General features: G+C 42.1%; 14 protein-coding genes and 3 rRNA genes. 1 reads left to right on the top strand and 16 read right to left on the bottom strand.

Going from position 1 to position 22,480, the window contains the following annotated elements; translation table 11 throughout:
- Positions 1-68: 68 nt before the first annotated feature.
- The 8 genes from PESP_RS06565 to PESP_RS06530 form a co-directional block, all read right to left on the bottom strand.
- Positions 69-1,373: an ABC1 kinase family protein gene (locus tag PESP_RS06565; RefSeq protein WP_089347305.1), complete on the bottom strand. Its 1,305-nt coding sequence runs from the start codon at positions 1,371-1,373 to the stop codon at positions 69-71.
- 62 nt (positions 1,374-1,435) lie between these two features.
- Positions 1,436-1,993 carry a YceB family lipoprotein gene (locus PESP_RS06560; RefSeq protein WP_089347304.1) on the bottom strand — a complete coding sequence of 186 codons (558 nt, stop codon included), beginning with the start codon at positions 1,991-1,993 and terminating at the stop codon, positions 1,436-1,438.
- Between the two features lie 94 nt (positions 1,994-2,087).
- Positions 2,088-4,769 (bottom strand): DUF349 domain-containing protein, encoded by a 2,682-nt coding sequence (locus PESP_RS06555; RefSeq protein ID WP_089347303.1) that lies wholly within the window; start codon positions 4,767-4,769, stop codon positions 2,088-2,090.
- On the bottom strand, positions 4,759-5,040 hold the full coding sequence (locus tag PESP_RS06550) for a YeaC family protein (RefSeq protein ID WP_089347302.1): 282 nt from the start codon (positions 5,038-5,040) through the stop codon (positions 4,759-4,761). The genes PESP_RS06555 and PESP_RS06550 overlap by 11 nt, the downstream gene beginning before the upstream one ends.
- A 1-nt stretch (position 5,041) precedes the next feature.
- Complete coding sequence (locus PESP_RS06545) at positions 5,042-5,368, bottom strand: hypothetical protein (protein WP_089347301.1); 327 nt, start codon at positions 5,366-5,368, stop codon at positions 5,042-5,044.
- Between the two features lie 59 nt (positions 5,369-5,427).
- Positions 5,428-7,095 carry an alanine/glycine:cation symporter family protein gene (locus tag PESP_RS06540; RefSeq protein WP_089347300.1) on the bottom strand — a complete coding sequence of 556 codons (1,668 nt, stop codon included), beginning with the start codon at positions 7,093-7,095 and terminating at the stop codon, positions 5,428-5,430.
- Positions 7,096-7,253: 158 nt separating this feature from the next.
- Positions 7,254-8,381 carry a M14 family metallopeptidase gene (locus PESP_RS06535; protein ID WP_089347299.1) on the bottom strand — a complete coding sequence of 376 codons (1,128 nt, stop codon included), beginning with the start codon at positions 8,379-8,381 and terminating at the stop codon, positions 7,254-7,256.
- Between the two features lie 223 nt (positions 8,382-8,604).
- On the bottom strand, positions 8,605-10,047 hold the full coding sequence (locus PESP_RS06530; protein ID WP_089347298.1) for a glyceraldehyde-3-phosphate dehydrogenase: 1,443 nt from the start codon (positions 10,045-10,047) through the stop codon (positions 8,605-8,607).
- A gap of 174 nt (positions 10,048-10,221) precedes the next feature.
- Here PESP_RS06530 and PESP_RS06525 point away from each other — a divergent pair, with 174 nt between their 5' ends.
- Positions 10,222-11,022 (top strand): DUF2989 domain-containing protein, encoded by an 801-nt coding sequence (locus tag PESP_RS06525; RefSeq protein ID WP_089347297.1) that lies wholly within the window; start codon positions 10,222-10,224, stop codon positions 11,020-11,022.
- An 89-nt stretch (positions 11,023-11,111) separates the two neighbouring features.
- On the opposite strand, the gene ihfA is transcribed toward PESP_RS06525, so the two are convergent.
- The 8 genes from ihfA to PESP_RS06485 form a co-directional block, all read right to left on the bottom strand.
- Positions 11,112-11,411 carry an integration host factor subunit alpha gene (gene ihfA, locus PESP_RS06520; RefSeq protein WP_002960690.1) on the bottom strand — a complete coding sequence of 100 codons (300 nt, stop codon included), beginning with the start codon at positions 11,409-11,411 and terminating at the stop codon, positions 11,112-11,114.
- Between the two features lie 2 nt (positions 11,412-11,413).
- Entirely contained in the window at positions 11,414-13,801 is a 2,388-nt protein-coding gene (pheT, locus tag PESP_RS06515) for a phenylalanine--tRNA ligase subunit beta (protein WP_089347296.1), read from the bottom strand.
- Between the two features lie 15 nt (positions 13,802-13,816).
- Complete coding sequence (gene pheS, locus PESP_RS06510; protein ID WP_089347295.1) at positions 13,817-14,797, bottom strand: phenylalanine--tRNA ligase subunit alpha; 981 nt, start codon at positions 14,795-14,797, stop codon at positions 13,817-13,819.
- A gap of 82 nt (positions 14,798-14,879) precedes the next feature.
- Complete coding sequence (gene hda / locus PESP_RS06505) at positions 14,880-15,590, bottom strand: DnaA regulatory inactivator Hda (protein WP_174694380.1); 711 nt, start codon at positions 15,588-15,590, stop codon at positions 14,880-14,882.
- Positions 15,590-16,645, bottom strand: a complete 1,056-nt coding sequence (locus tag PESP_RS06500) for a DUF2066 domain-containing protein (protein ID WP_089347294.1) — start codon at positions 16,643-16,645, stop codon at positions 15,590-15,592. The genes hda and PESP_RS06500 overlap by 1 nt, the downstream gene beginning before the upstream one ends.
- Positions 16,646-17,237: 592 nt before the next feature.
- Positions 17,238-17,352 (bottom strand): 5S ribosomal RNA (gene rrf, locus PESP_RS06495).
- 140 nt (positions 17,353-17,492) lie between these two features.
- Positions 17,493-20,378 (bottom strand): 23S ribosomal RNA (locus tag PESP_RS06490).
- A gap of 294 nt (positions 20,379-20,672) precedes the next feature.
- Positions 20,673-22,208, bottom strand: a 16S ribosomal RNA gene (locus PESP_RS06485).
- The 16S, 23S and 5S rRNA genes sit together here, the layout of an rRNA operon.
- Positions 22,209-22,480 lie beyond the last annotated feature (272 nt).

The following is a 22,480-nucleotide window of genomic DNA, read 5'->3' as shown; positions in this document are numbered from 1 at the left end:
ACCACCCTCGCGAAATATCGCGAGCATTATGGCATGTATCTATTAATTTAACAGTTAAAATAACAGCTCTAAATGTAGTGCTTAAATAATGCATTAACATCTATTTTTGCATTAAGCTTTGCGGCAATTAAGTAAAGCCCCGCTAATTTACGATGGATAAATAAAGCATCTACCGGTGGGGTGTGCCAATGCTGCGATTGAGCGCTCAGTTCAAGCCCTGCATTTTTAATATTATTGGCCAAAGTGCTATTTTTAAAATCAAACTCACCTTTAACTCTTAATGGCTCACAAGCCATTAAAAATAAGTCAATAACATGATTTTTATAGCTATCAACAATGTCATCTTTAAAGTAACCAATTTCAACTGCTGCAGATAAAACACCAGCACGGTTATCTTGACTACCCGCTTTAAACAAAGCTAAATAAGCTTGGCTTAAACTAGGGGATATTTTGCGAGTAGCGCCAAAATCAAAAAGTACGATTTTTTTACTCTCGCTTTGATAGTGGAAATTTGCAAAATTAGGATCGGTTTGCACAAGTTTAAATTCAAACATTTCTTTAAAAAATAAATCGATTAAAGCAGCTGCTACGGTGTTTTGCTCATCTTGCGGCAGGTCATTAATGCCCTCAATGGGCTTAGCGTTTACAAATTCCATAGCTAAAACCTGTTTAGTGCTATGTTGCGCATACACTTTAGGAACTTTAAAGGTATTTGAGTGAGCTAAAAAACTAGCGTATTTGTTTAAGTAGTTAGCTTCACGTTCGTAGTCAGCCTCTGCCAGTAATTGTGCTTTAGCTTCACTAACGAGAGGTTTTATATCAAGCTCATTGGGGAGTAACCGTGTTATTTGCAAAAGCGATATTACATTATCTACATCGCTTTCTACGCTTTGGGCAATGCCAGGGTATTGAATTTTTATAGCTAGCTTTTCACCGTTTTCTTGATAGGCCAAATGCACTTGCCCAATAGAGGCTGCTGCAAAGGGCCTTAATTCAATATGCGAAAATCGCGATAACCACTCACTCCCCCATTGCTGTTTAAGCACTGCCACAAGTTGTTTATGCGGCATAGGGTTGGCGTCTGATCGTAGTAACGCTAACAACTTTGCAAGCTCAGGGCTTAGTAAGTCTCCTGCGTCCATAGATAATAGCTGCCCAAGCTTCATTGCTGCACCGCGAAGGTGAGCAAGCTGTGTGGCTAATTTTTCAATATTTTTAGGTTGTAGCAATAAAGATTTATTATCCCAGCCCTTGCCAGTTATGGCACTTTTAGTACCATCTATTAGCATATTGGCCGCAACGCCACCGGCTAAAGAGCCAAGTTTTGCAAATCGAGAAAGCCGTGAGGTAGGAACGCTGCGCGGTGTTGCCATAATTAAAACCTAATCAATTGAAAGTCAGATTTTATACGTACACAGCACCGCGCTAGATCTAATTAAAGGCGGGGTACTAACTTAATTGCACCTTCAACGACTTTCATATCTAGAGGTAATTTGCTTAATAGCATCATTTTAGGGTCATCCATGTTTAATGTATAAACCGGATTTACCGCTAAAAATGCGTTTATAACGTCCATGGCTTCATTATCAAGTGCGCCTAGATTACCTTTAAAGCCGCCCGCATCTACGCTCGAATCTAATAATTTAATGTTGCGTAAAAACACGGCTTTTTTCTCACTATCGTAAAATGGGCTCCCTTCTATTTGCAGCTTTAAGCGAACGGGATACTTAAGAGCAAAAGCATTTATCTCCGCACTTGAATCTGCCCCTAGCACTACAACATCGCGGTTATCTGGGCCAATATTTACGCTTAAATCGTTTACATCAAACTGTACTGGCAAACCCATTAAGCTTACTTTTTCACTTAACTTAGGTAACTGCTTGCCAAGTACGCTTTCAACTTCGGAGCTTGTAAAAGAGTAAATAGAAACGCCCTGAGTTGTGTTACAGGCGGTCAAAAAAAGTGTTGTTACAATAAGTAGTAAAATTCTCATATGAACCCTTTAGAGTAATTGTTAATAATAAAAAAGCCGCTTTAACAGCGGCTTTTAAAATGTAATACCTGTAGCAATACAAGTAACTTACATATTATGCTGTAAAAATAGTTTTAATTTTTGCCAGTGTGTCAGGCTCAACTGAACCCTTACTGAGCGCTAGCAACTGCTTTAGATAGTAGTTTAAATCAGCATGTTCGCCGCGGTGTTTATCGTCTAGCATAGCAACTTGCTCTGCCATTCTAAGCGCAGCATTTTGCGAGCTTACATTTGCCAAAATTTCCATTCGTGTTACAAGCTGCTCACTGCTTAGCGATGTTGCAAGTGGCGCTTGGAACTGACTTGGTAATACATCGTTATTTTCAAGTGCATCAATAAGTGCTTCAAAATTAGCGCGTTGTGCTTGGCTTGTAAGCAATACTAGCTTTTCATCTATAGCCGCTAACAGTGCCGTTACTTTTGGCGCCAACGACTTATATTGCGTGTACCCTTTCACTTTTGTTTCTAGGTCGTGCAACTGAGCTTTTTGATTTACTTGCGCCAGTGCGCTTTCAAGCTCGCTTAGTTCTGTCGCTGCTTGATTATCTGTTTCGGTTTGCGCTAATTTTTGCTGCTCAAACTCGTTGCTGCGCTTGCTAAAAGTTTCATCATTAAACTGACGAAACTTTTGCCACAAGGCATTTTCAGCTTTTAAGCCTGCAAAACCTATGGTTTGCCACTGTTGCTGTAACTGCTTTAGCTCGTGACATGCCGCTGCTAGGTCATCACTTTGTGATAATAACTGAGCCTGTTCAACGAGTGCATTTTTTTGAGCCGCATTAGATTTATGAAATGCAGTAAGTGTGGCTAAAACCGTTTGCTGCTGTTGTTTATAGCGATCGTTCAATACGCGGTATGTTTTAGGATCCACTTTGCCAACACTTCGCCATGCTTTATTTAGTCGGTTGTATTGGCTCTCATATTGTTTCCAATCAAAGCCTTCTAGTTCGGTATTTTGAGTGCCTAGAGCATTCATATCGCTAATAATTGTTTCGCGTTGAGCTTTAGCTGCATCCCTTGCTACTTCTTGCTCTGCAAAGTAGCTACGGCATGGGGCAAATAACAGCTCAATATTGCTATCGAATTGCTCACCCTGTTGTTTTTCTTGCTCTGTGTCTAAACGGCCAAGCTCATTCCAACGCTTACGCAGTGTTTTAACTTGCTCAGCACGCTGCTGCGGGTCGTTACATTCTTCACCCACTAATGCGCTTACTTCTTCAAGCAATGCTTCGCGTTTTGGTGCGGCTGCGTATTTTTGCCAATCTTTTGCATCTGCTAGCTGCGCTTCTAAATCAGCTTTTAAATTTACAAGTGGTTGCTGAAACTGCACTGTTAATTTATTAAAAAGCTCTTCAAAGCCTTTAAAAACGCCAAATGCTACATTAAAACGGCCTTCTTCTATTAGGCGTTTCACATCACGAGCTTTACGCTTAGCTAACCCTTGGTTTTTTTCAAGTGGTTTTGTAAGCTCACTCATTTGCGCTAAAAATTGTTTTTTATGCGTGTTTAACTGCGCTTTAAAGTTTTTCTCAACGGCGCCATCAAGTACATTTAAGTGGCTACGTGTTTGTTTAAACATAGTATTAAATGTGTTGAGTACTATGTCGTAATCAGCTAACTGCTCGGCAGGCTTAATTTCTTTAAGTTCGCTAAAGGCGCTATTGTATTGCTTAATAGCCTCGGTGAGCTCTGGAAGCTTAGCAACCTGATTAAATAGCTTTTCTAGCTTGTTAACAACAAGCTTTGTTTGTGCGTTATCTGCATGTTGTGCATCGCTTAGCGTTTGCTTTGCTTGCGCTACTTTTGCATCTAACCAATCTTGCTGAATTTGCTCAGGGGTTTCTAAACCTAACTGTAATGCGTTTTCAATTTCTTCACTTAGCGCCTCTAATGTTGCCAGTGCTAGCAGTTGGCGCTGTTGCATTGCTAAGCGTTGCTGCTCTTGCTCATGTTCAGCTTTAAGAGTTTCAATATGGGCATCGAGCTTGTCGGTAATGCTAATGTACTTTTTATCAAGCGTTTTTACGTGTTCTTCACTAAGCCACTTAAGCTCTAATGCTTGCCACTGCGCCATTAAATCGCCTGCTTGTGGGTTTACAATGGCGTAATCGTTTTTATCACGTAGCGCATTTAATTTGGCTAAAATAACGCGTGTTGCGCTTTCAACCAGCGCAGGCATTTCTATTGCTAAACGCTCGTTTTCTAGGTGCGATTCTAAACTTTGTAATGCAGCGCCTTTAGCGTGCTTTACTAGTGGCTTTATAAGTTGGTGCGTAATAATAAGCTCAACAAGTTGTACTTGTAGCTCTTCGCTGCCTTCTTTGAATGCTTTTTCAATTAGTTTTGGGTTAGCTAAGCGTTTTAAAAGCTTTACCCTTACCTGTAATTCTTTTTCAGCAAATGCGAGCTTTTCTAATGTTTTTACTGGAGCAAAACGGTCAATGTATTCGCTTTTAATTCGTGCACTCAGTGCGCTTTCGTTATTTAATACCGCATTTGAGATTTGTAGCTCAGCTACATCTTTAAGTGCTTGATCTTGTTTATAAGCTTTCCACCAAAGTGGTAACTCGTTTATTTTTTGCAGTGCTTTACGACGAATTTCAGCTGAGTTATCTTCCAGCGCTAAAGTATTTAAAATTGAAGCGTCGCGCTGTACATCTAGTTTTTCAATTGCGTCTAGACGAACTTGTTGCTTTGGGTGTTTCCACTTTGGTGTAAAAAGGTGTTTAAAGATCATGTTCACTAAACCTAGCTATTTCGTTTTCTGAGTTAAATTCTTTTTGTAGTTGTGCTTTTGTTTTTTGGATCATTTCGCCATTAGCGCCAATGGTAAATTGCTCATTAGACTGCGCTATTTTTGCTTGGTATAGCATAACAAGCTGTACTGTTTGCTGCTTTTGCTCATCAGATAGCGGTGTGCCATCTGGCCATTTGCCAGTAGATGCACCGTACTGTAAACGTTCAAATAATTCTGGGGTGATATTTTTTACTAGGTTGTCAATATTCATATCATCTTTTCTTTTTGAGAGTCACTAAAATAACGCGGTTTACTAAATACCAAATACAGCCAACACCAATTGCTAAGGTATAGGCGTACCATTGCAGTGTTTCTTTTTGTGGTTGCAAAAAGTACAAGCAAAAAAAGCCACCTAAGAATAATATGAGCGCCAGAAAAGAATGGTTCATAAACATTTGCTGTTTTTTAATTCGTTGCTCGCGCTGAAGCTGCTGTACCTGCTCAGAATTAAGCTCGCCAATGTTACTATTGCAATGTGGGCACTGCTGATGTTTATCTGAAATTGATTTTGCACATTTGGGGCAATGAATAATCGCCATACTACTCTCCATACTACGCATAAAAAAAGCGCCTTGCGGCGCCTTTTATTGTACTTGTTTTATTGCTCGTTGTCTTTTTTGAATTTAACCCAGTAGTCATCTACTGATTGTTTCATTTCTTTGCGCAATAACATAATGCCAAATAAGTTAGGCAAGGTCATAACGACAATTGCAACCGCGGCTAATTTCCATACTAATGTGGTATCGGCAAATGATGCCCAGAAGAACGCTGCAACATAAAATACACGATACGGCATAACCGAACGATGGCCTAGTAAGTAAATCATGGCTCTATCGCCGTAGTACGACCAAGCAATTGCTGTAGAGAAGGCAAATAGTAGTAAGCCTATAGAAACGATGTACTGACCGCTGTCTCCAAAAAAGCCGCGAGTAAACGCTTTAGTGGTGAGCTCTGCTGAGTGGACTAACGATTTACCAATTAAACTAATGCTAGCATCGGTTGGCATACCGTTTTTAACTTCTACATCACCTGTGTATTTATGCTTGTCGGTAATACCAAAGCGAATGTCTTCACCAATAGAGCGTGAGTGCAATACGGTAAAGCCATTGGTTGCTGCCTCACCATTTACAACTTGAATGTTGCCATTAAATAGCTCGATATTGCTATCGTTACCATTTAAGTAATTGTATAGCTCTTGACGCTGTGCTTCGTCGGTTTCTGAGTAATCACCTTTAATAATACTCATTGACGAGCGCTCAAAGTGCGTTTCAAACTTTTCGTTCCACACTCCCGACGATAAAATAACTAAACCGGTTAATGTACAAATAATAATGGTATCGATGAATGGCTCTAATATAGATACCATACCTTCTGATACAGGTTCATCTGCTTTTGCAGATGCGTGAGCAATAGGTGCAGAACCTTGACCCGCTTCATTAGAAAACAAACCACGGTTTACACCTCTGTTAAATGCATAAGCAAATGAGGCCCCTAAAAAGCCACCTGCAGCAGCAGAACCTGTAAATGCATCAACAAAAATAGAAGCGAATGAAGGACCAATGTTTTCAATGTTGTAAAAAATAACACCTAACGCACCAACAATATAAACCACAGCCATAAGCGGCACTACGCGTGAAGTAATTGCAGCAATGCGTTTAATTCCACCTAAAATAACCAATGCTAATAAGATTGATAACACCGCACCGGTTGCTATAGGTGCAAAACCAAAAGTTGCTTCCATGCCTTGTGCAATATTATTAATTTGCGGCAGGCTGCCAGTACCAAATGAGCTAATAACTGTTGCAACAGCAAATAAAATGGCAAGCCATTTCATATTAAGGCGCTTGTCCATGTAATACATTGGGCCGCCCGCCATGGTGCCGTCTTGTGTTTTTTCACGGTATTTATGCGAAAGTGTTACTTCTACAAATTTGGTAGTCATACCAAAAAACGCAGTCATCCACATCCAAAATAATGCAGCCGGGCCACCTATTGAAATAGCCAGCGCCACACCACCAATGTTACCCGTACCAACCGTACCAGAAAGCGCTGTAGCTAGTGCCTGAAAGTGCGTTGTATCGCCTTCAGTGTCTTTTTTATCAAACTTACCTGTAACCACTTTACAAGCATGTTTGAAATAACGAATTTGTGGGAACTTTAAATAAATAGTAAAAAATAAGCCTACCCCCAATAACACATAAGGAAACCATACTGCGCCCCCTAACATGCCATCCAGGCTATCTAAAAGTTGTCCGAATGCATCCACGCTAAATACCTCTTATTATTTTATTTGAGACTGTTGATTGAATATTACTTAAACGAGACTAGGTAATACGATAATTTAGTTATTGCACACTTTTATTATTTGTAAATTTTGTAATAAAAAAGGGCAACATTTTATTGTTGCCCTTACCTTATACTAATTTATCTTAATTTATCAACGACATTTACGATTGCCGCTAAAGTATCTTGACCGAATTGATACGATCGGCGGTCTGACCAGCCGTAATCTGGGTCTGGTAAGTCGTTATTGTCTTTAAACGGCATCTCAATTGTGTACGCAAAGGCTTTAAACTCTTCACCTACCGCTGATGAGCCAACTGTTAAATTTGCTTCACCTGGTTCGTCTTTAGGGTAGCCATGCTCGTCTTGAAACTCAGGCGTAATTGTTAAAAGCGCAGCTTTAAAGCTATCTTCTAGATCTTTTAGGCGGTCGTCATAACTTGGAATACCTTCACTACCTGCAACAAAGTTATATGGAATTGCTTCGTCGCCATGAATATCTAAGTGCATATCTACACCTGTTTCACGCATTTTATTAAGCACTAAGTAAACTTCTGGGCTGTTTTCTATGCTCGGCGTTTGCCATTCGCGGTTTAAATTAACACCTTTGGCATTTGTACGAAGATGCCCGCGTACGCTGCCATCTGGGTTCATATTTGGCACTACATAAAATACGGCTTTAGATAAAAGCGCTGCTGCATGTGGGTCTTCATCATCTAAAAGCTTATGTAAAAGCCCTTCAACAAACCACTCAGCCATTGTTTCACCTGGGTGCTGGCGTGCTGTGATCCAAATTGTTTTTTTATCTTCACTAGGCTGGCCAATTTTAAGAACGCTCATGTCGCGCCCATCAAGCGTTTCGCCTAATGTTTGTAATTGGCATAGCTCTTCGCTTTGTGCCCACGATAGTAAATCTAAGTGGCGCTCGTAGCTATATGGTGCAAAGTAAGCAAAATAAACGCTACCGCACTCTGGCTCTAATTCAAAGGTAAGAGTGCCGTTTTCATAGCTTGAAGGTACACGGAACCATGTTTGGCGGTCATAAGAGGCAACAGCTTGATATCCATCCCAGCCATCTGGGTAAGCAGATTTATCTAAATTATTAATATTTAACTTATGCAATTGGTAAGGTGTTGTTTCAAGACGAAAGTGAAACCACTGGTAAAATTCAGACTGGTGATCGTTATTAATTTCTAATTGAATATTTAACGGATCGGTGGCTTCAATAACTTTAATGTTACCACTGTCAAAATTGCTGCTGATTTTCATAAAAAACCTTTAGGTTGGATAAGTTGAACTGCTTAAAATAAACAGTGCTAAAACTAATTTTGCTGATCAAAATAGCTATGTACGGTGGGTTAAACAGATAAAATAAAACACCGTAGTTATACATTAAAGCGTATCACAGGCTCTGTACCCTGCGCAAAATAGCACTTTATATTTATAATTAAAAAAGCCAGCAATAAGCTGGCTAAGTGTAAAGCGGTTTATACTAGCGAGGTAAGCTTGGGAAAGCGACTTCGGCCATATCACGCATACAACGAACTACCTGACAGCTGTAGCCAAATTCGTTGTCGTACCATACATAAAGTACTACGCGGTTGCCTTCAACAATTGTTGCTTGCGAATCAACTACACCAGCATAACGGCTGCCAACTAAATCTGTTGATACTATTTCGGTAGATGCTGTGTAATCAATTTGATCGCGAAGGTCTGAGTGAAGTGCTGTTTCGCGTAAAAATGCGTTTAGCTCTTCAACCGATGTGCCTTTATCAAGATTAAGATTAAGTATTGCTAGCGATACATTAGGTGTTGGTACACGAATAGCGTTACCAGTTAATTTACCCTCAAGCTCAGGAAGTGCTTTAGACACCGCTTTAGCTGCGCCTGTTTCGGTAATTACCATGTTAAGCGCTGCAGCACGGCCACGGCGCTCTGCTTTGTGATAGTTATCAATCAGGTTTTGATCGTTTGTGTAAGAGTGTACGGTTTCTACATGACCGTTATTAATACCAAACTTATCGTTTAATGCTTTAAGGGTGGGTGTAATTGCGTTAGTAGTACAGCTTGCTGCACACACAATTTTGTCTTCAGGTTTAATATCTTGGTTATTTACACCGTAAACAATGTTTTTAATATTCCCTTTAGCAGGCGCTGTTAATAATACTTTTGCAGCCCCTTTCGACTCAAGATGCTGACCTAAGCCCGCTTCGTCTTTCCAAATACCGGTGTTATCAACAACCAATGCATTTTCGATACCGTACGCGGTGTAGTCTACTTCGCTTGGCGAGTTTGCGTAAATAACTTGGATGTAGCTACCATTAGCTTTAATGGCATTACGCTCAGTGTCGATTGTGATTGAACCATTAAATGGGCCATGAATTGAATCTCGACGTAGTAAGCTGGCGCGTTTTTCTAGGTCGCCCTCTTTACCACCACGTACAACAATGGCGCGCAAACGTAAGTCTGCATACGGGCCTGATTTTTCAATTAATAAACGAGCCAACAAACGACCAATACGGCCAAAACCATAAAGCACAACATCACGTGGCTCTTTAGCTTTAGAGTTAATAATTTCGGCTAACTCATCATTTAAATATTCTTCAACTGAACGGCCTTTAGCCGCTTCGTTAAATAAATAGCCGTATGCAAGTTTACCAATATCAATACGGGCAGAGTTTAAATCCATTTTGCTGATAGCTTCTAAAAACGGGAAGCTTTCGCGAAGACGTAATTTAGTGCCTTCAAACTGCGCCACAGTTTTATGAGATTTAATAATATCGATTGTACTAGCATTTACGAGAGGACGGCCATATACAGCGATTTCAATGCCACGGTTACGGTAAAGCTTACCAATAATAGGTTGCATGCTTTCAGCGTAATCTTGGCGTTCCTGCCAACTATTTGTGTATTCTAATTCGTGAGATGAGGTCATTTTATTTACCTAAGTTTAACATTTTGAACGGATAGCCTTTAAAAGTGCACTTAATTTTGAGAGTAATGCACTTCAGGCACGGCTATTCTAAGTTAATCTTAAGTTATTCTCTACTGTTAGAGCACAAATGATTGCGCTAGAATAACAATGTATATATTCATTTAGGGTTAAGGGATGATTTTAAGAGCAAGCGTATTACTTTCAATACTTGCGTTAACGGGCTGTGATGAGCCACTTACACTTGCGCAAGTGTGCGAAGAAACACCTGGGTTTTGTAGCGACCTCAATAAAGATAGCCACTGTAAAAATGAGCGCTCTGAAGTTATTTTAAATCGCTACAGAGAATATAAAGACCCGACTGATGAAAATAAATACCAGTTACTTAAAGGGTTTGAGTCTTATAATCAATGTATAACGCTTGCCGCTAAAATAGAGCATATTAAATTAAAATCTAAAACTACATCGCGCATTGAAGGGCAACTTACTAGCATTAAAGAAATGACGCGCCTTTATCAAGATACTAAAAACACTAACCACCCTGGTTTGCTTTACTATCATTGGTCGCGTAATAACGAACAAAGTGCACTCACTAAACTGTTAGCACTAGAAAACCATGAAAGCGTAACCAAAAGTGCCGAAATGCAATTTTATTTAGCGTCTTACTATATTAAATTTGATGATGAAAAAACTATCGACCTGCTATATAAAACGCTGGAACTCAATAAACAAGGGCAAGACCCTAATCCTGAGGTGTATACATCTTTAATAAGCCTGTTTTATAAACACGATAAATTTAAACATGCTTATATTTTTTCGAAAGTTGCACAAAGTGCTGGGATTGAAAATATTGATTTATTACCGATAGAGCATCAGCTAATGAGTGATGGAAAAAATTTAGGCGCACTCGACAACCTTGCTCAACAAACCTATGAGCAAATTCAAAATGGTGAATTTGTATCTCCGCGAGAATTTTAAAAAACACCTAGCATTGCGTTCAATTTATAAAAATTGCGCATTGCTAAGTTATTTTAGGCAAATAAAAAGGCAGCTTACGCTGCCCTTTTTTATTTTGCTTTGCTTGTGCCCACTTCTACGCGGGTTTTAAGCTTTTGACCTGGTCTAAAGGTCACCACGCGGCGCGCCGAAATAGGAATGTCTTCTCCTGTTTTCGGGTTACGGCCTGGTCTTTCTTTTTTATCACGAAGATCAAAGTTACCAAATCCAGAGAGCTTAACCTGCTCGCCTTTTTCAAGCGCTGAGCGGATTTCTTCAAAAAACGCTTCAACTAAATCTTTGGCATCTTTTTTATTGATCCCGAGCTTTTCAAATAGGTGTTCAGCTATGTCGGCTTTAGTAAGCGCCATATCTAGTCCCTCAACGATGCATTAAACTTTTCGGCCAATTCGGCCACCACGTTATCAACAACCAGATTGATATCTTTCTCTTCGAGTGTTCTATCAACCGCCTGCAGTGTTAGAGCAATCGCCAAACTCTTATAATTTGGCTCAATACCTTTGCCCTTATACACATCGAATAAGTTTAGGTCAACCAATTGATTTCCGCCAACTTTTTCTATTGCGCTTAAAATATCACCAGAATTAACGCTGTCAGCCACTAAAATCGCGATGTCGCGGCGATTTGAAGGGAATTTTGAAACCCCTACAGCTTGCGGTAAATTTCTTTTTTCTATTGCTGACATTTCAATTTCAAAAACAAAAGTTGCGTTGTTGATATCTAACGACTTTTGAGCTTGAGGATGCAATGCACCAAAAAAGCCAACCTTTTTGCCATCAACATAAATAACTGCTGACTGGCCTGGATGTAAGCCATCTGACTGCTGAGCTTTAATTTCAAAGCGGCTAACATCGTTAGTGATAGCAAGTAATGCTTCCACATCACCTTTTAAGTCGTAAAAATCAACATTGCGTTTTTCTTCAACCCAATGCTCACCATGTTCAAGACCGGTAATAACACCGCCAATTACAGGTATTTGCTGTAGGCCGTTTTCTGCATTTTCATCGCTGATAAATTTAAGACCGTGCTCAAATAAACGAATACGTGGTTGTTGACGGTTTTGGTTATACGCAACTGATGCTAAAAGACCTGGCATTAAACTTACACGCATTGCCGACATTTCAATTGAAATTGGGTGCGGTAATACAAGCGGCGTGCTTTGCGGGTGTAAAATAGCTTGTGCTTTAGGGTCTACAAAGCTGTAAGTAATCGCTTCTTGGTAGCCACGTGTTACTAATGCATTACGAAACTTGCTAAGTGCAATAGTTGACTCGTCATGCGTTGTCATTTTTAGTTTTGCAGTAGGCGCTACATTAGGAATACTGTTGTAACCGTATACACGTGCAACTTCTTCGATTAAGTCTTCTTCGATGCGAATATCAAAACGGTAACTTGGAATATCAGCACTCCAGCTGCCATTTTCCACTTTAACATCAAGACCTAAGCGAGTCAGAATATCAGTTACTTTAGCATCATCGATGTGATGGCCAATAACACGGTCTAAACGTGCACGGCGAAGGCGTACTTCGGTCACTTTTGGTAATTTATCGGCTGCAACAGCTTCAACTACAGGGCCTGCTTCACCACCTACAATATCAAGCAATAAAGCGGTTGCACGCTGCATTGCATCGTGTTGAAGAGCAAAATCTACACCACGCTCATAGCGGTGTGACGCATCTGTATGAAGGCCGTAGCTACGTGCTTGTCCAGCAATAGCAACTGGGTTGAAAAACGCGCTTTCTAATAAAATATCAGTTGTTTTTTCAGTTACACCTGATTGCTCACCACCAAAAATACCCGCAATCGCTAGGGCTTTATTGTGATCGGCTATCACAAGTGTTGATTCGTTTAATTTAGCTGTATTGCCATCAAGTAATACAAGCTCTTCACCAGCATGAGCATTACGTACTTTAATACCCCCCTCAATCGCATTTAAATCAAATGCGTGCATTGGGTGGCCAAGTTCAAGTAATACATAGTTAGTTACATCAACAACTGCATCGATAGAACGAATGCCACTACGGCGAAGCTTTTCTACCATCCAAAGCGGTGTTTCTGCTTGTAGGTTAATCCCTTTAATTACACGCCCTAAATAACGAGGACATGCTTCATCGTTTACCAACTCAATAGATACTTCGTCATTAAGTGTGGCTTCAACAGCTGGAATTTGTAGCTCATTAACATCAGTGCTGTTTAACACACCTACTTCACGGGCAAGGCCTTTAATACCTAAACAGTCACCACGGTTTGGTGTTAAATCAACATCAATAATGTTGTCATCAAGGCTTAAGTATTCACGTAAGTCAGTGCCAACAGGCGCATCAAGTGGTAATTCCATGATGCCTTCGCCTTCTTCGCTTATACCAAGCTCGTCAAAGGCACAAAGCATACCATGTGATGGTTGACCACGAAGCTTCGCTTTTTTAATTTTAAAGTCGCCAGGTAATACAGCACCAACCGTAGCTACGGCAACTTTAATACCTTGGCGACAGTTTGGCGCGCCACAAACAATATCAAGCAGCTCATCGCCACCTACGTTAATTTTAGTTACACGAAGTTTGTCTGCATCTGGGTGTTGACCACACTCTACAACTTCACCGACTACTACGCCGTTAAATTTGGCTGCTGCAGGCTCTACGCCATCAACTTCTAAACCAGCCATAGAAAGCTGTTCCGAAAGCGCTTGCGTATCAATAGCAGGGTTTACCCACTCTCTTAACCACTTTTCACTAAATTTCATTTTATATTTTCACTCTTAACGGAACTGGTTTAGGAATTTTAAGTCATTTTCAAAAAATGCACGTAAGTCGTTTACGCCGTAGCGCAGCATTGTTAAGCGCTCTACGCCCATGCCAAATGCAAACCCTGTATATTTTTCTGGGTCAATGCCCACAGACTTAAGAACGTTAGGGTGGACCATGCCACAGCCTAATACTTCTAGCCATTTACCGTCTTTACCCATAACGTCTACTTCTGCTGAAGGCTCAGTGAATGGGAAAAATGAAGGACGGAAACGAATTTCCATATCTTCTTCAAAAAAGTTACGTAAAAAGTCGTGCAAAATACCTTTAAGCTCTGTGAAGCTCACGTCTGTATCAACCATTAAGCCTTCAACCTGGTGGAACATAGGTGTATGAGTTTGGTCGTAGTCATTACGATACACACGCCCTGGCGAAATTATACGCAATGGCGGTTGCTCGGTTTCCATAGTACGAATTTGTACGCCACTGGTTTGTGTACGCAGTACTAACTTAGGATTAAAATAAAAGGTATCGTGATCAGCACGTGCTGGGTGATGCTCAGGAATATTTAACGCATCAAAGTTATGAAAATCATCTTCAACTTCTGGTCCTGATTTAACCTCAAAGCCTAATTCACCGAAAAAGCTTTCAATACGCTCAATAGTGCGCGTAACTGGGTGCAAACCGCCACTTGGCATTACACGACCTGGTAAGGTTACATCAATTGTTTCAGCCGCTAGTTTTTCTTCAAGTGCCTTGCTAGCTAAAAGCTCACGCTTTTCGTTAATTGCTGCTTGCACATCTTGCTTAGCTTGGTTAATTACTTGGCCTGCTTCTTTGCGTTCTTCAGGAGCAATTTTACCCAGTGTTTTTAGTAAGCTAGTGATTTCGCCTTTTTTACCAAGGTAATTAACCCTGATCTCTTCTAGTTGCGCGATTTCACTGGCACTGGCTACCGCCTCAAGTGCTTGCGCTAATATATTTTCTAAGTTCATTCGATACCTGATCTTTCACAGAAGGTGATTACAATTTAGTTGGTTAATGATAACTGAAAGCAGGGTCTAGATTCTAGACCTACTACAGCTTTAACGTTGATTTTATGAAGGGAATTGTTAATTTTCGTTGTGCAGCCATTGATGCATGATCTAATTTGTCTAATACATCTAATAATGCCCGCATATCACGACTCAAACGGGTTAATAAAAAGCGTGCACATTCATCACTTAATTCAAGCCCACGCATATGTGCGCGTTTCACTAATGCTTGCGCTTTATCATCATCACTCATTGAACGAATTTGAAAGGTAGTGCCCCACTTAAGGCGAGACTCTAAATCGGGTAACGTTATATTAAGCATATCTGGTAATAAGTCGGCTGTTACAACCAACATTTTACCCGGTTCGTTAAAGCGATTAAAAAAATTAAAAAGCGCTTTTTCCCATGGGTCATTGCCTGCAACCAAATGCACATCGTCTATACACAATACATCAAGTGCTTCAAGACCATCGAGCACCATGGGGCCAAAATCAATGACTTCACGCATCGATAGCAGCATATTAGATAAACCGCGTTCTTGTGCTTGAATACAGGTCGCATAAAGTAAATGAGACTTACCAGAGTCACCCAAGCCACACAGGTATGTGTATTGAAACGTGTTAGCTAGTTTTGAAAAGCTTGCTTTTAAATGGTTTACCTCTAATGAGTCCTCACCACCAAAGTATGATGCAAATGTTTCATCGTCCGGTAATGTAACCGGTAGCGCCATTTGCATAGGCTCAGCACTTAACATTACTCACCAACCCATTGGTACTCAAGGCTGTTTTTATCTACAACATGGTAAAATGCGCGCGGGTCAACATAATCTCTAAATGCAGTGTCTAAACCTAACCCTTTTTTAAGGTCAGTAACAGTGCCTGTATGGTTTAGCTTAAACTCAACAAACTCTGGGGTTTTACGCGTAATTGTAGCTTGAGTAACCACACTCAAATTTTGTAGACGACGCTTAGCAAGTTCAATATCTACAAAGCTTTGAATCCCTTTTAAAGTAAGCGTTGCTGCAGCTTGTTCATAATAAGCGTTAGGATCAATTGCATATTCGTTAGCAAGCCCTAGCGCTAAGCTATCTATCATTTGACCCACTATTTGTTGTTTATCACCTGTTAAGCGGTTTGAATCAAATAAGTCATCGTTAGTAAAGCGCCAATCTAAAATCCAGGTGTCGCTATCAGGCTCTTGATACATTCTTGCGGTAATACTTCGCTCTGCGCTATAGCGGCTAGAAGCCTCTTCAACTGGCTCAGAAAAATTACCCCAAACTTCTGGGATCCCGACTAATCGTCGGTCTTGCAGGTCAAGTAAAGGCACAACGACGGGTAGGCCGCGACGCCCTGCTTTATCATAAATAAGTTGCTCTAATTGCGGATAACTTTCTTGTGTTACAAGTTCTCTACGCCAGTTATCTTCAATACCTAGCCAAATAGCAACTAAAGGTCGCTGTACGCCCCAAAGCGGTAAATTTAGCTCTTTAATAAGCTCATTAATTTTACGCGCTTCAAATTTTACTACTAGGTTAAGCTGACCATTTGCTTTTTCATCATATTCAAATTTAAGCATGTAGTCAGAAATATCTTTGGTACGCTGTTGAGCTAGTTTATTTTGATCAGCGGATTCATCACCACTGACTTTAACTAAAACATTTAGTAATGCTTTTCGGCTTGCAGCCAAACGCGTATCACGAGTTTTATCGTCTACTTTTAATATATCTTGATAAAGATCAGTTACTTCAACTGCCGATACAGAAAAACAAAATATAAATGATAGGGCACTAATTAATAATCTATACACGGGCTATTAGTTCTTGGTTTTAAACTGTTTTGATCCTAAATCAAAGCCACTAACAAAGCAAAATTATATTTGTAATCTAACTATGTTGAATAAATGTTGTTTGCCTTAATACTGAAATAGAAAAAAAACTGCTAATTAGTAATAGACAAAATGAATTTTAATTGACGAGGCATATAAACCCAAAACCTTTAATCCATTATAAAAATGAATATAGTGATTATGTAGAGCGCTTTATCCGCGGGATTAGTGATACTCAACACACACCACGGAGATGATGATTTAATGTGTGAATAGTATTTATTATGCATTTTTAGTATTCTTCAGCAAAAAAATCCGCTTCATCTCTGAAGCGGCCTTCTACTATTGGGGTCGGTGCACTACACAGTAAATTTCGTAGTGACTAAAGCAGTGGATAGTCACAAAGCAAATGCTACACTGTCATCGGCCAAAGCATTGGATAGCCAAAACACTGTTCACAAAGAGGCGCTTCACTTAGGAGACGCTGCGCTTTAGAGAAGAAAATGCTGAATTTCACTTTTCTTCAGACGCAAAAAAGCCGCTTCATTTCTGAAGCGGCTTTCTCTTATTTGGAGCCTGGCAATGTCCTACTTTCACATAGCAAATGCTACACTATCATCGGCGCTGTTTCGTTTCACTACTGAGTTCGGCATGGGGTCAGGTGGGTCCAAAACGCTATGGTTACCAAGCAAATTTGGTCGTCAGTCCGTTTTCACGTACCAACTAAATCTGGAAAATATCTGATAATATTTTTAAGTCTCAAGTAACTATCTACTTTAGCTATTAACTTCTGTCGCTTGTTTCTGTCACAAAACGCGTTTGGCGTTGTATGGTTAAGCCTCACGGGTAATTAGTACAAGTTAGCTTAATGGCTCACACCACTTCCACATCTTGCCTATCAACGTTGTAGTCTTCAACGGCCCTTCAGAGACTTTAAAAGTCTAGTGAGAAATCATCTCGAGGCCTGCTTCGCGCTTAGATGCTTTCAGCGCTTATCAGTTCCGAACGTAGCTACCGGGCAATGCCATTGGCATGACAACCCGAACACCAGCGGTTCGTTCACTCCGGTCCTCTCGTACTAGGAGCAACCCCTCTCAATTCTCAAACGCCCACGGCAGATAGGGACCGAACTGTCTCACGACGTTCTAAACCCAGCTCGCGTACCACTTTAAATGGCGAACAGCCATACCCTTGGGACCGACTTCAGCCCCAGGATGTGATGAGCCGACATCGAGGTGCCAAACACCGCCGTCGATATGAACTCTTGGGCGGTATCAGCCTGTTATCCCCGGAGTACCTTTTATCCGTTGAGCGATGGCCCTTCCATTCAGAACCACCGGATCACTATGACCTACTTTCGTACCTGCTCGACGTGTCTGTCTCGCAGTTAAGCTGGCTTCTACCATTACACTAACCGTACGATGTCCGACCGTACTTAGCCAACCTTCGTGCTCCTCCGTTACTCTTTGGGAGGAGACCGCCCCAGTCAAACTACCCACCAGGCACTGTCCGTAACCCCGATTCAGGGGCCAACGTTAGAACATCAAAACTACAAGGGTGGTATTTCAAGGACGACTCCACAACAACTAGCGTCGCTGCTTCAAAGTCTCCCACCTATCCTACACATGTAGGTTCAATGTTCAGTGCCAAGCTGTAGTAAAGGTTCACGGGGTCTTTCCGTCTAGCCGCGGGTACACAGCATCTTCACTGCGATTTCAATTTCACTGAGTCTCGGGTGGAGACAGCGTGGCCATGGTTACACCATTCGTGCAGGTCGGAACTTACCCGACAAGGAATTTCGCTACCTTAGGACCGTTATAGTTACGGCCGCCGTTTACCGGGGCTTCGATCAAGAGCTTCTCCCTAAGGATAACCCCATCAATTAACCTTCCGGCACCGGGCAGGTGTCACACCGTATACGTCATCTTGCGATTTTGCACAGTGCTGTGTTTTTAATAAACAGTCCCAGCCACCTGGTCACTGCGGCTCCCGTCCGCTTAGAGAGCAAGTCTCATCACAGATAGGAGCGTACCTTCTCCCGAAGTTACGGTACGATTTTGCCTAGTTCCTTCACCCGAGTTCTCTCAAGCGCCTTAGTATTCTCTACCTGACCACTGTGTCGGTTTGGGGTACGATTCGGTATAATCTGAAGCTTAGAGGCTTTTCCTGGAAGTATGGCATCAGCAACTTCACACCCTTGGGTGCTCGTCTCGTGTCTCAGCCTAACAGCAACCCGGATTTACCTAAGTCGCTAGCCTACTCACTTTCACATGGACAACCATCGCCATGCTTGCTTAGCCTTCTCCGTCCCCCCATCGCAATTATACCAAGTACGGAAATATTAATCCGTTTCCCATCGACTACGCCTTTCGGCCTCGCCTTAGGGGTCGACTTACCCTACCCTGATTAACATGGGATAGGAACCCTTGGTCTTCCGGCGTGCGGGTTTTTCACCCGCATTATCGTTACTCATGTCAGCATTCGCACTTCTGATACGTCCAGCATACCTCCCGGTACACCTTCAACCGCTTACAGAACGCTCCCCTACCACTCATCCTAAGATGAATCCGCAGCTTCGGTGCATAGTTTAGCCCCGTTACATCTTCCGCGCAGACCGACTCGACCAGTGAGCTATTACGCTTTCTTTAAAGGATGGCTGCTTCTAAGCCAACCTCCTGGCTGTCTGGGCCTTTCCACATCGTTTCCCACTTAACTATGACTTTGGGACCTTAGCTGGCGGTCTGGGTTGTTTCCCTCTTCACGACGGACGTTAGCACCCGCCGTGTGTCTCCCGGATATTACTTTACGGTATTCGGAGTTTGCAAAGGGTTGGTAAGTCGGGATGACCCCCTAGCCTTAACAGTGCTCTACCCCCGTAAGTATTCGTCCGAGGCTCTACCTAAATAGATTTCGGGGAGAACCAGCTATCTCCCGGTTTGATTAGCCTTTCACTCCTAGCCACAGGTCATCCCCTAACTTTTCAACGTTAGTGGGTTCGGTCCTCCAGTTGATGTTACTCAACCTTCAACCTGCCCATGGCTAGATCACCGGGTTTCGGGTCTATACCTTGCAACTATTCGCCCAGTTAAGACTCGGTTTCCCTACGGCTACCCTAAACGGTTAACCTCGCTACAAAATATAAGTCGCTGACCCATTATACAAAAGGTACGCAGTCACCTAACAAGTAGGCTCCTACTGCTTGTACGTACACGGTTTCAGGTTCTATTTCACTCCCCTCACAGGGGTTCTTTTCGCCTTTCCCTCACGGTACTGGTTCACTATCGGTCAGTTGGGAGTATTTAGCCTTAGATGATGGTCCACCTATATTCAGTCAAAGTTTCACGTGCTCCGACCTACTCGATTTCACTTAAAATGTCTTTTCATGTACGGGACTATCACCCTGTATCGTGGCACTTTCCAGAGCCTTCCATTAACACATAACAAGCTTAAGGGCTGTTCCGATTTCGCTCGCCGCTACTATCGGAATCTCGGTTGATTTCTTTTCCTACGGGTACTTAGATGTTTCAGTTCTCCGCGTTCGCCTCGTTAACCTATGTATTCAGTTAACGATACCTGCAAGCAGGTGGGTTTCCCCATTCGGAAATCCTAGTCTCAAGCGCTTTTTACTAGCTTGACTAGGCTTATCGCAAGTTAATACGTCCTTCATCGCCTCCAACTGCCAAGGCATCCACCGTGTACGCTTAGTCACTTAACCATACAACCCAAACGGGTCTTTGTTATGTGACAGTTTAACTTCGCCAGAAGTTAATATTGAATACTAAAGTAGATACCAATCAATCAACTCATAAGAGTGATTAAATGGCACTGAATGATACTGCTATCATTCTTTTTTACTTTTGAAAACTCTTGATAAATATAAATATTTATCAGAATTTTATTATCAGCTTTTCCAAATTTTTAAAGAGCATATTAATTAGTAAACTCAAAGAGCATTACTAACTAACAATCATCTGTGTGGACACTACGAACAAATAAGTTCTAAATCGTATAAGGAGGTGATCCAGCCCCAGGTTCCCCTAGGGCTACCTTGTTACGACTTCACCCCAGTCATGAATCACTCCGTGGTAAACGTCCTCCCGAGGGTTAGACTATCTACTTCTGGAGCAACCCACTCCCATGGTGTGACGGGCGGTGTGTACAAGGCCCGGGAACGTATTCACCGCGTCATTCTGATACGCGATTACTAGCGATTCCGACTTCATGGAGTCGAGTTGCAGACTCCAATCCGGACTACGACGCACTTTAAGTGATTCGCTTACTCTCGCGAGTTCGCAGCACTCTGTATGCGCCATTGTAGCACGTGTGTAGCCCTACACGTAAGGGCCATGATGACTTGACGTCGTCCCCACCTTCCTCCGGTTTATCACCGGCAGTCTCCTTAGAGTTCTCAGCATTACCTGCTAGCAACTAAGGATAGGGGTTGCGCTCGTTGCGGGACTTAACCCAACATCTCACAACACGAGCTGACGACAGCCATGCAGCACCTGTATCAGAGTTCCCGAAGGCACCAAACCATCTCTGGTAAGTTCTCTGTATGTCAAGTGTAGGTAAGGTTCTTCGCGTTGCATCGAATTAAACCACATGCTCCACCGCTTGTGCGGGCCCCCGTCAATTCATTTGAGTTTTAACCTTGCGGCCGTACTCCCCAGGCGGTCTACTTAATGCGTTAGCTTTGAAAAACAGAGCCGAGGCTCCGAGCTTCTAGTAGACATCGTTTACGGCGTGGACTACCAGGGTATCTAATCCTGTTTGCTCCCCACGCTTTCGTACATGAGCGTCAGTGTTGACCCAGGTGGCTGCCTTCGCCATCGGTATTCCTTCAGATCTCTACGCATTTCACCGCTACACCTGAAATTCTACCACCCTCTATCACACTCTAGTTTGCCAGTTCGAAATGCAGTTCCCAGGTTGAGCCCGGGGCTTTCACATCTCGCTTAACAAACCGCCTGCGTACGCTTTACGCCCAGTAATTCCGATTAACGCTCGCACCCTCCGTATTACCGCGGCTGCTGGCACGGAGTTAGCCGGTGCTTCTTCTGTCAGTAACGTCACAGCTAGCAGGTATTAACTACTAACCTTTCCTCCTGACTGAAAGTGCTTTACAACCCGAAGGCCTTCTTCACACACGCGGCATGGCTGCATCAGGCTTGCGCCCATTGTGCAATATTCCCCACTGCTGCCTCCCGTAGGAGTCTGGGCCGTGTCTCAGTCCCAGTGTGGCTGATCATCCTCTCAAACCAGCTAGAGATCGTTGCCTTGGTGAGCCATTACCTCACCAACTAGCTAATCCCACTTGGGCCAATCTAAAGGCGAGAGCCGAAGCCCCCTTTGGTCCGTAGACATTATGCGGTATTAGCAGTCGTTTCCAACTGTTGTCCCCCACCTCAAGGCATGTTCCCAAGCATTACTCACCCGTCCGCCGCTCGTCAGCAAAGTAGCAAGCTACTTTCTGTTACCGCTCGACTTGCATGTGTTAGGCCTGCCGCCAGCGTTCAATCTGAGCCATGATCAAACTCTTCAATTAAAAAGTTTTTATGTTCCGAAGAACAGCTCAATGAATTCTGAATTTATTTAATATCTTTCGATATTGAATTGACTGTGCTGAATAACTACCTAAGTAATTATTCTGTTGGTCACTCAGTTCAATTGAGACTCTAAATTTGTTTGCCTCACTACCTAAGTAGCTTGGCTGTTAGAACTCAATCTGTACGAGTGCCCACACAGATGATTGCTTTATATTGTTAAAGAACGTTGCGATTAAAGCGTTAAACTTTATCTCGCTAGGGCTGCGCATAT

It is taken from the genome of Pseudoalteromonas espejiana DSM 9414 (assembly GCF_002221525.1).
Lineage (GTDB): Bacteria > Pseudomonadota > Gammaproteobacteria > Enterobacterales > Alteromonadaceae > Pseudoalteromonas > Pseudoalteromonas espejiana.
Note: the sequence above shows the minus strand (reverse complement) of the source record. Positions and strands in the feature narration are given on the sequence as shown.

Bases quoted from the DNA above. Each gene is read 5' to 3' on its own strand.
- PESP_RS06565 (WP_089347305.1), bottom strand. From the start codon at position 1,373: ATGGCAACACCGCGCAGCGTTCCTACCTCACGGCTTTCTCGATTTGCA.
- PESP_RS06560 (WP_089347304.1), bottom strand. From the start codon at position 1,993: ATGAGAATTTTACTACTTATTGTAACAACACTTTTTTTGACCGCCTGT.
- PESP_RS06555 (WP_089347303.1), bottom strand. From the start codon at position 4,769: ATGATCTTTAAACACCTTTTTACACCAAAGTGGAAACACCCAAAGCAA.
- PESP_RS06550 (WP_089347302.1), bottom strand. From the start codon at position 5,040: ATGAATATTGACAACCTAGTAAAAAATATCACCCCAGAATTATTTGAA.
- PESP_RS06545 (WP_089347301.1), bottom strand. From the start codon at position 5,368: ATGGCGATTATTCATTGCCCCAAATGTGCAAAATCAATTTCAGATAAA.
- PESP_RS06535 (WP_089347299.1), bottom strand. From the start codon at position 8,381: ATGAAAATCAGCAGCAATTTTGACAGTGGTAACATTAAAGTTATTGAA.
- PESP_RS06530 (WP_089347298.1), bottom strand. From the start codon at position 10,047: ATGACCTCATCTCACGAATTAGAATACACAAATAGTTGGCAGGAACGC.
- PESP_RS06525 (WP_089347297.1), top strand. From the start codon at position 10,222: ATGATTTTAAGAGCAAGCGTATTACTTTCAATACTTGCGTTAACGGGC.
- ihfA (WP_002960690.1), bottom strand. From the start codon at position 11,411: ATGGCGCTTACTAAAGCCGACATAGCTGAACACCTATTTGAAAAGCTC.
- pheT (WP_089347296.1), bottom strand. From the start codon at position 13,801: ATGAAATTTAGTGAAAAGTGGTTAAGAGAGTGGGTAAACCCTGCTATT.
- pheS (WP_089347295.1), bottom strand. From the start codon at position 14,797: ATGAACTTAGAAAATATATTAGCGCAAGCACTTGAGGCGGTAGCCAGT.
- hda (WP_174694380.1), bottom strand. From the start codon at position 15,590: ATGTTAAGTGCTGAGCCTATGCAAATGGCGCTACCGGTTACATTACCG.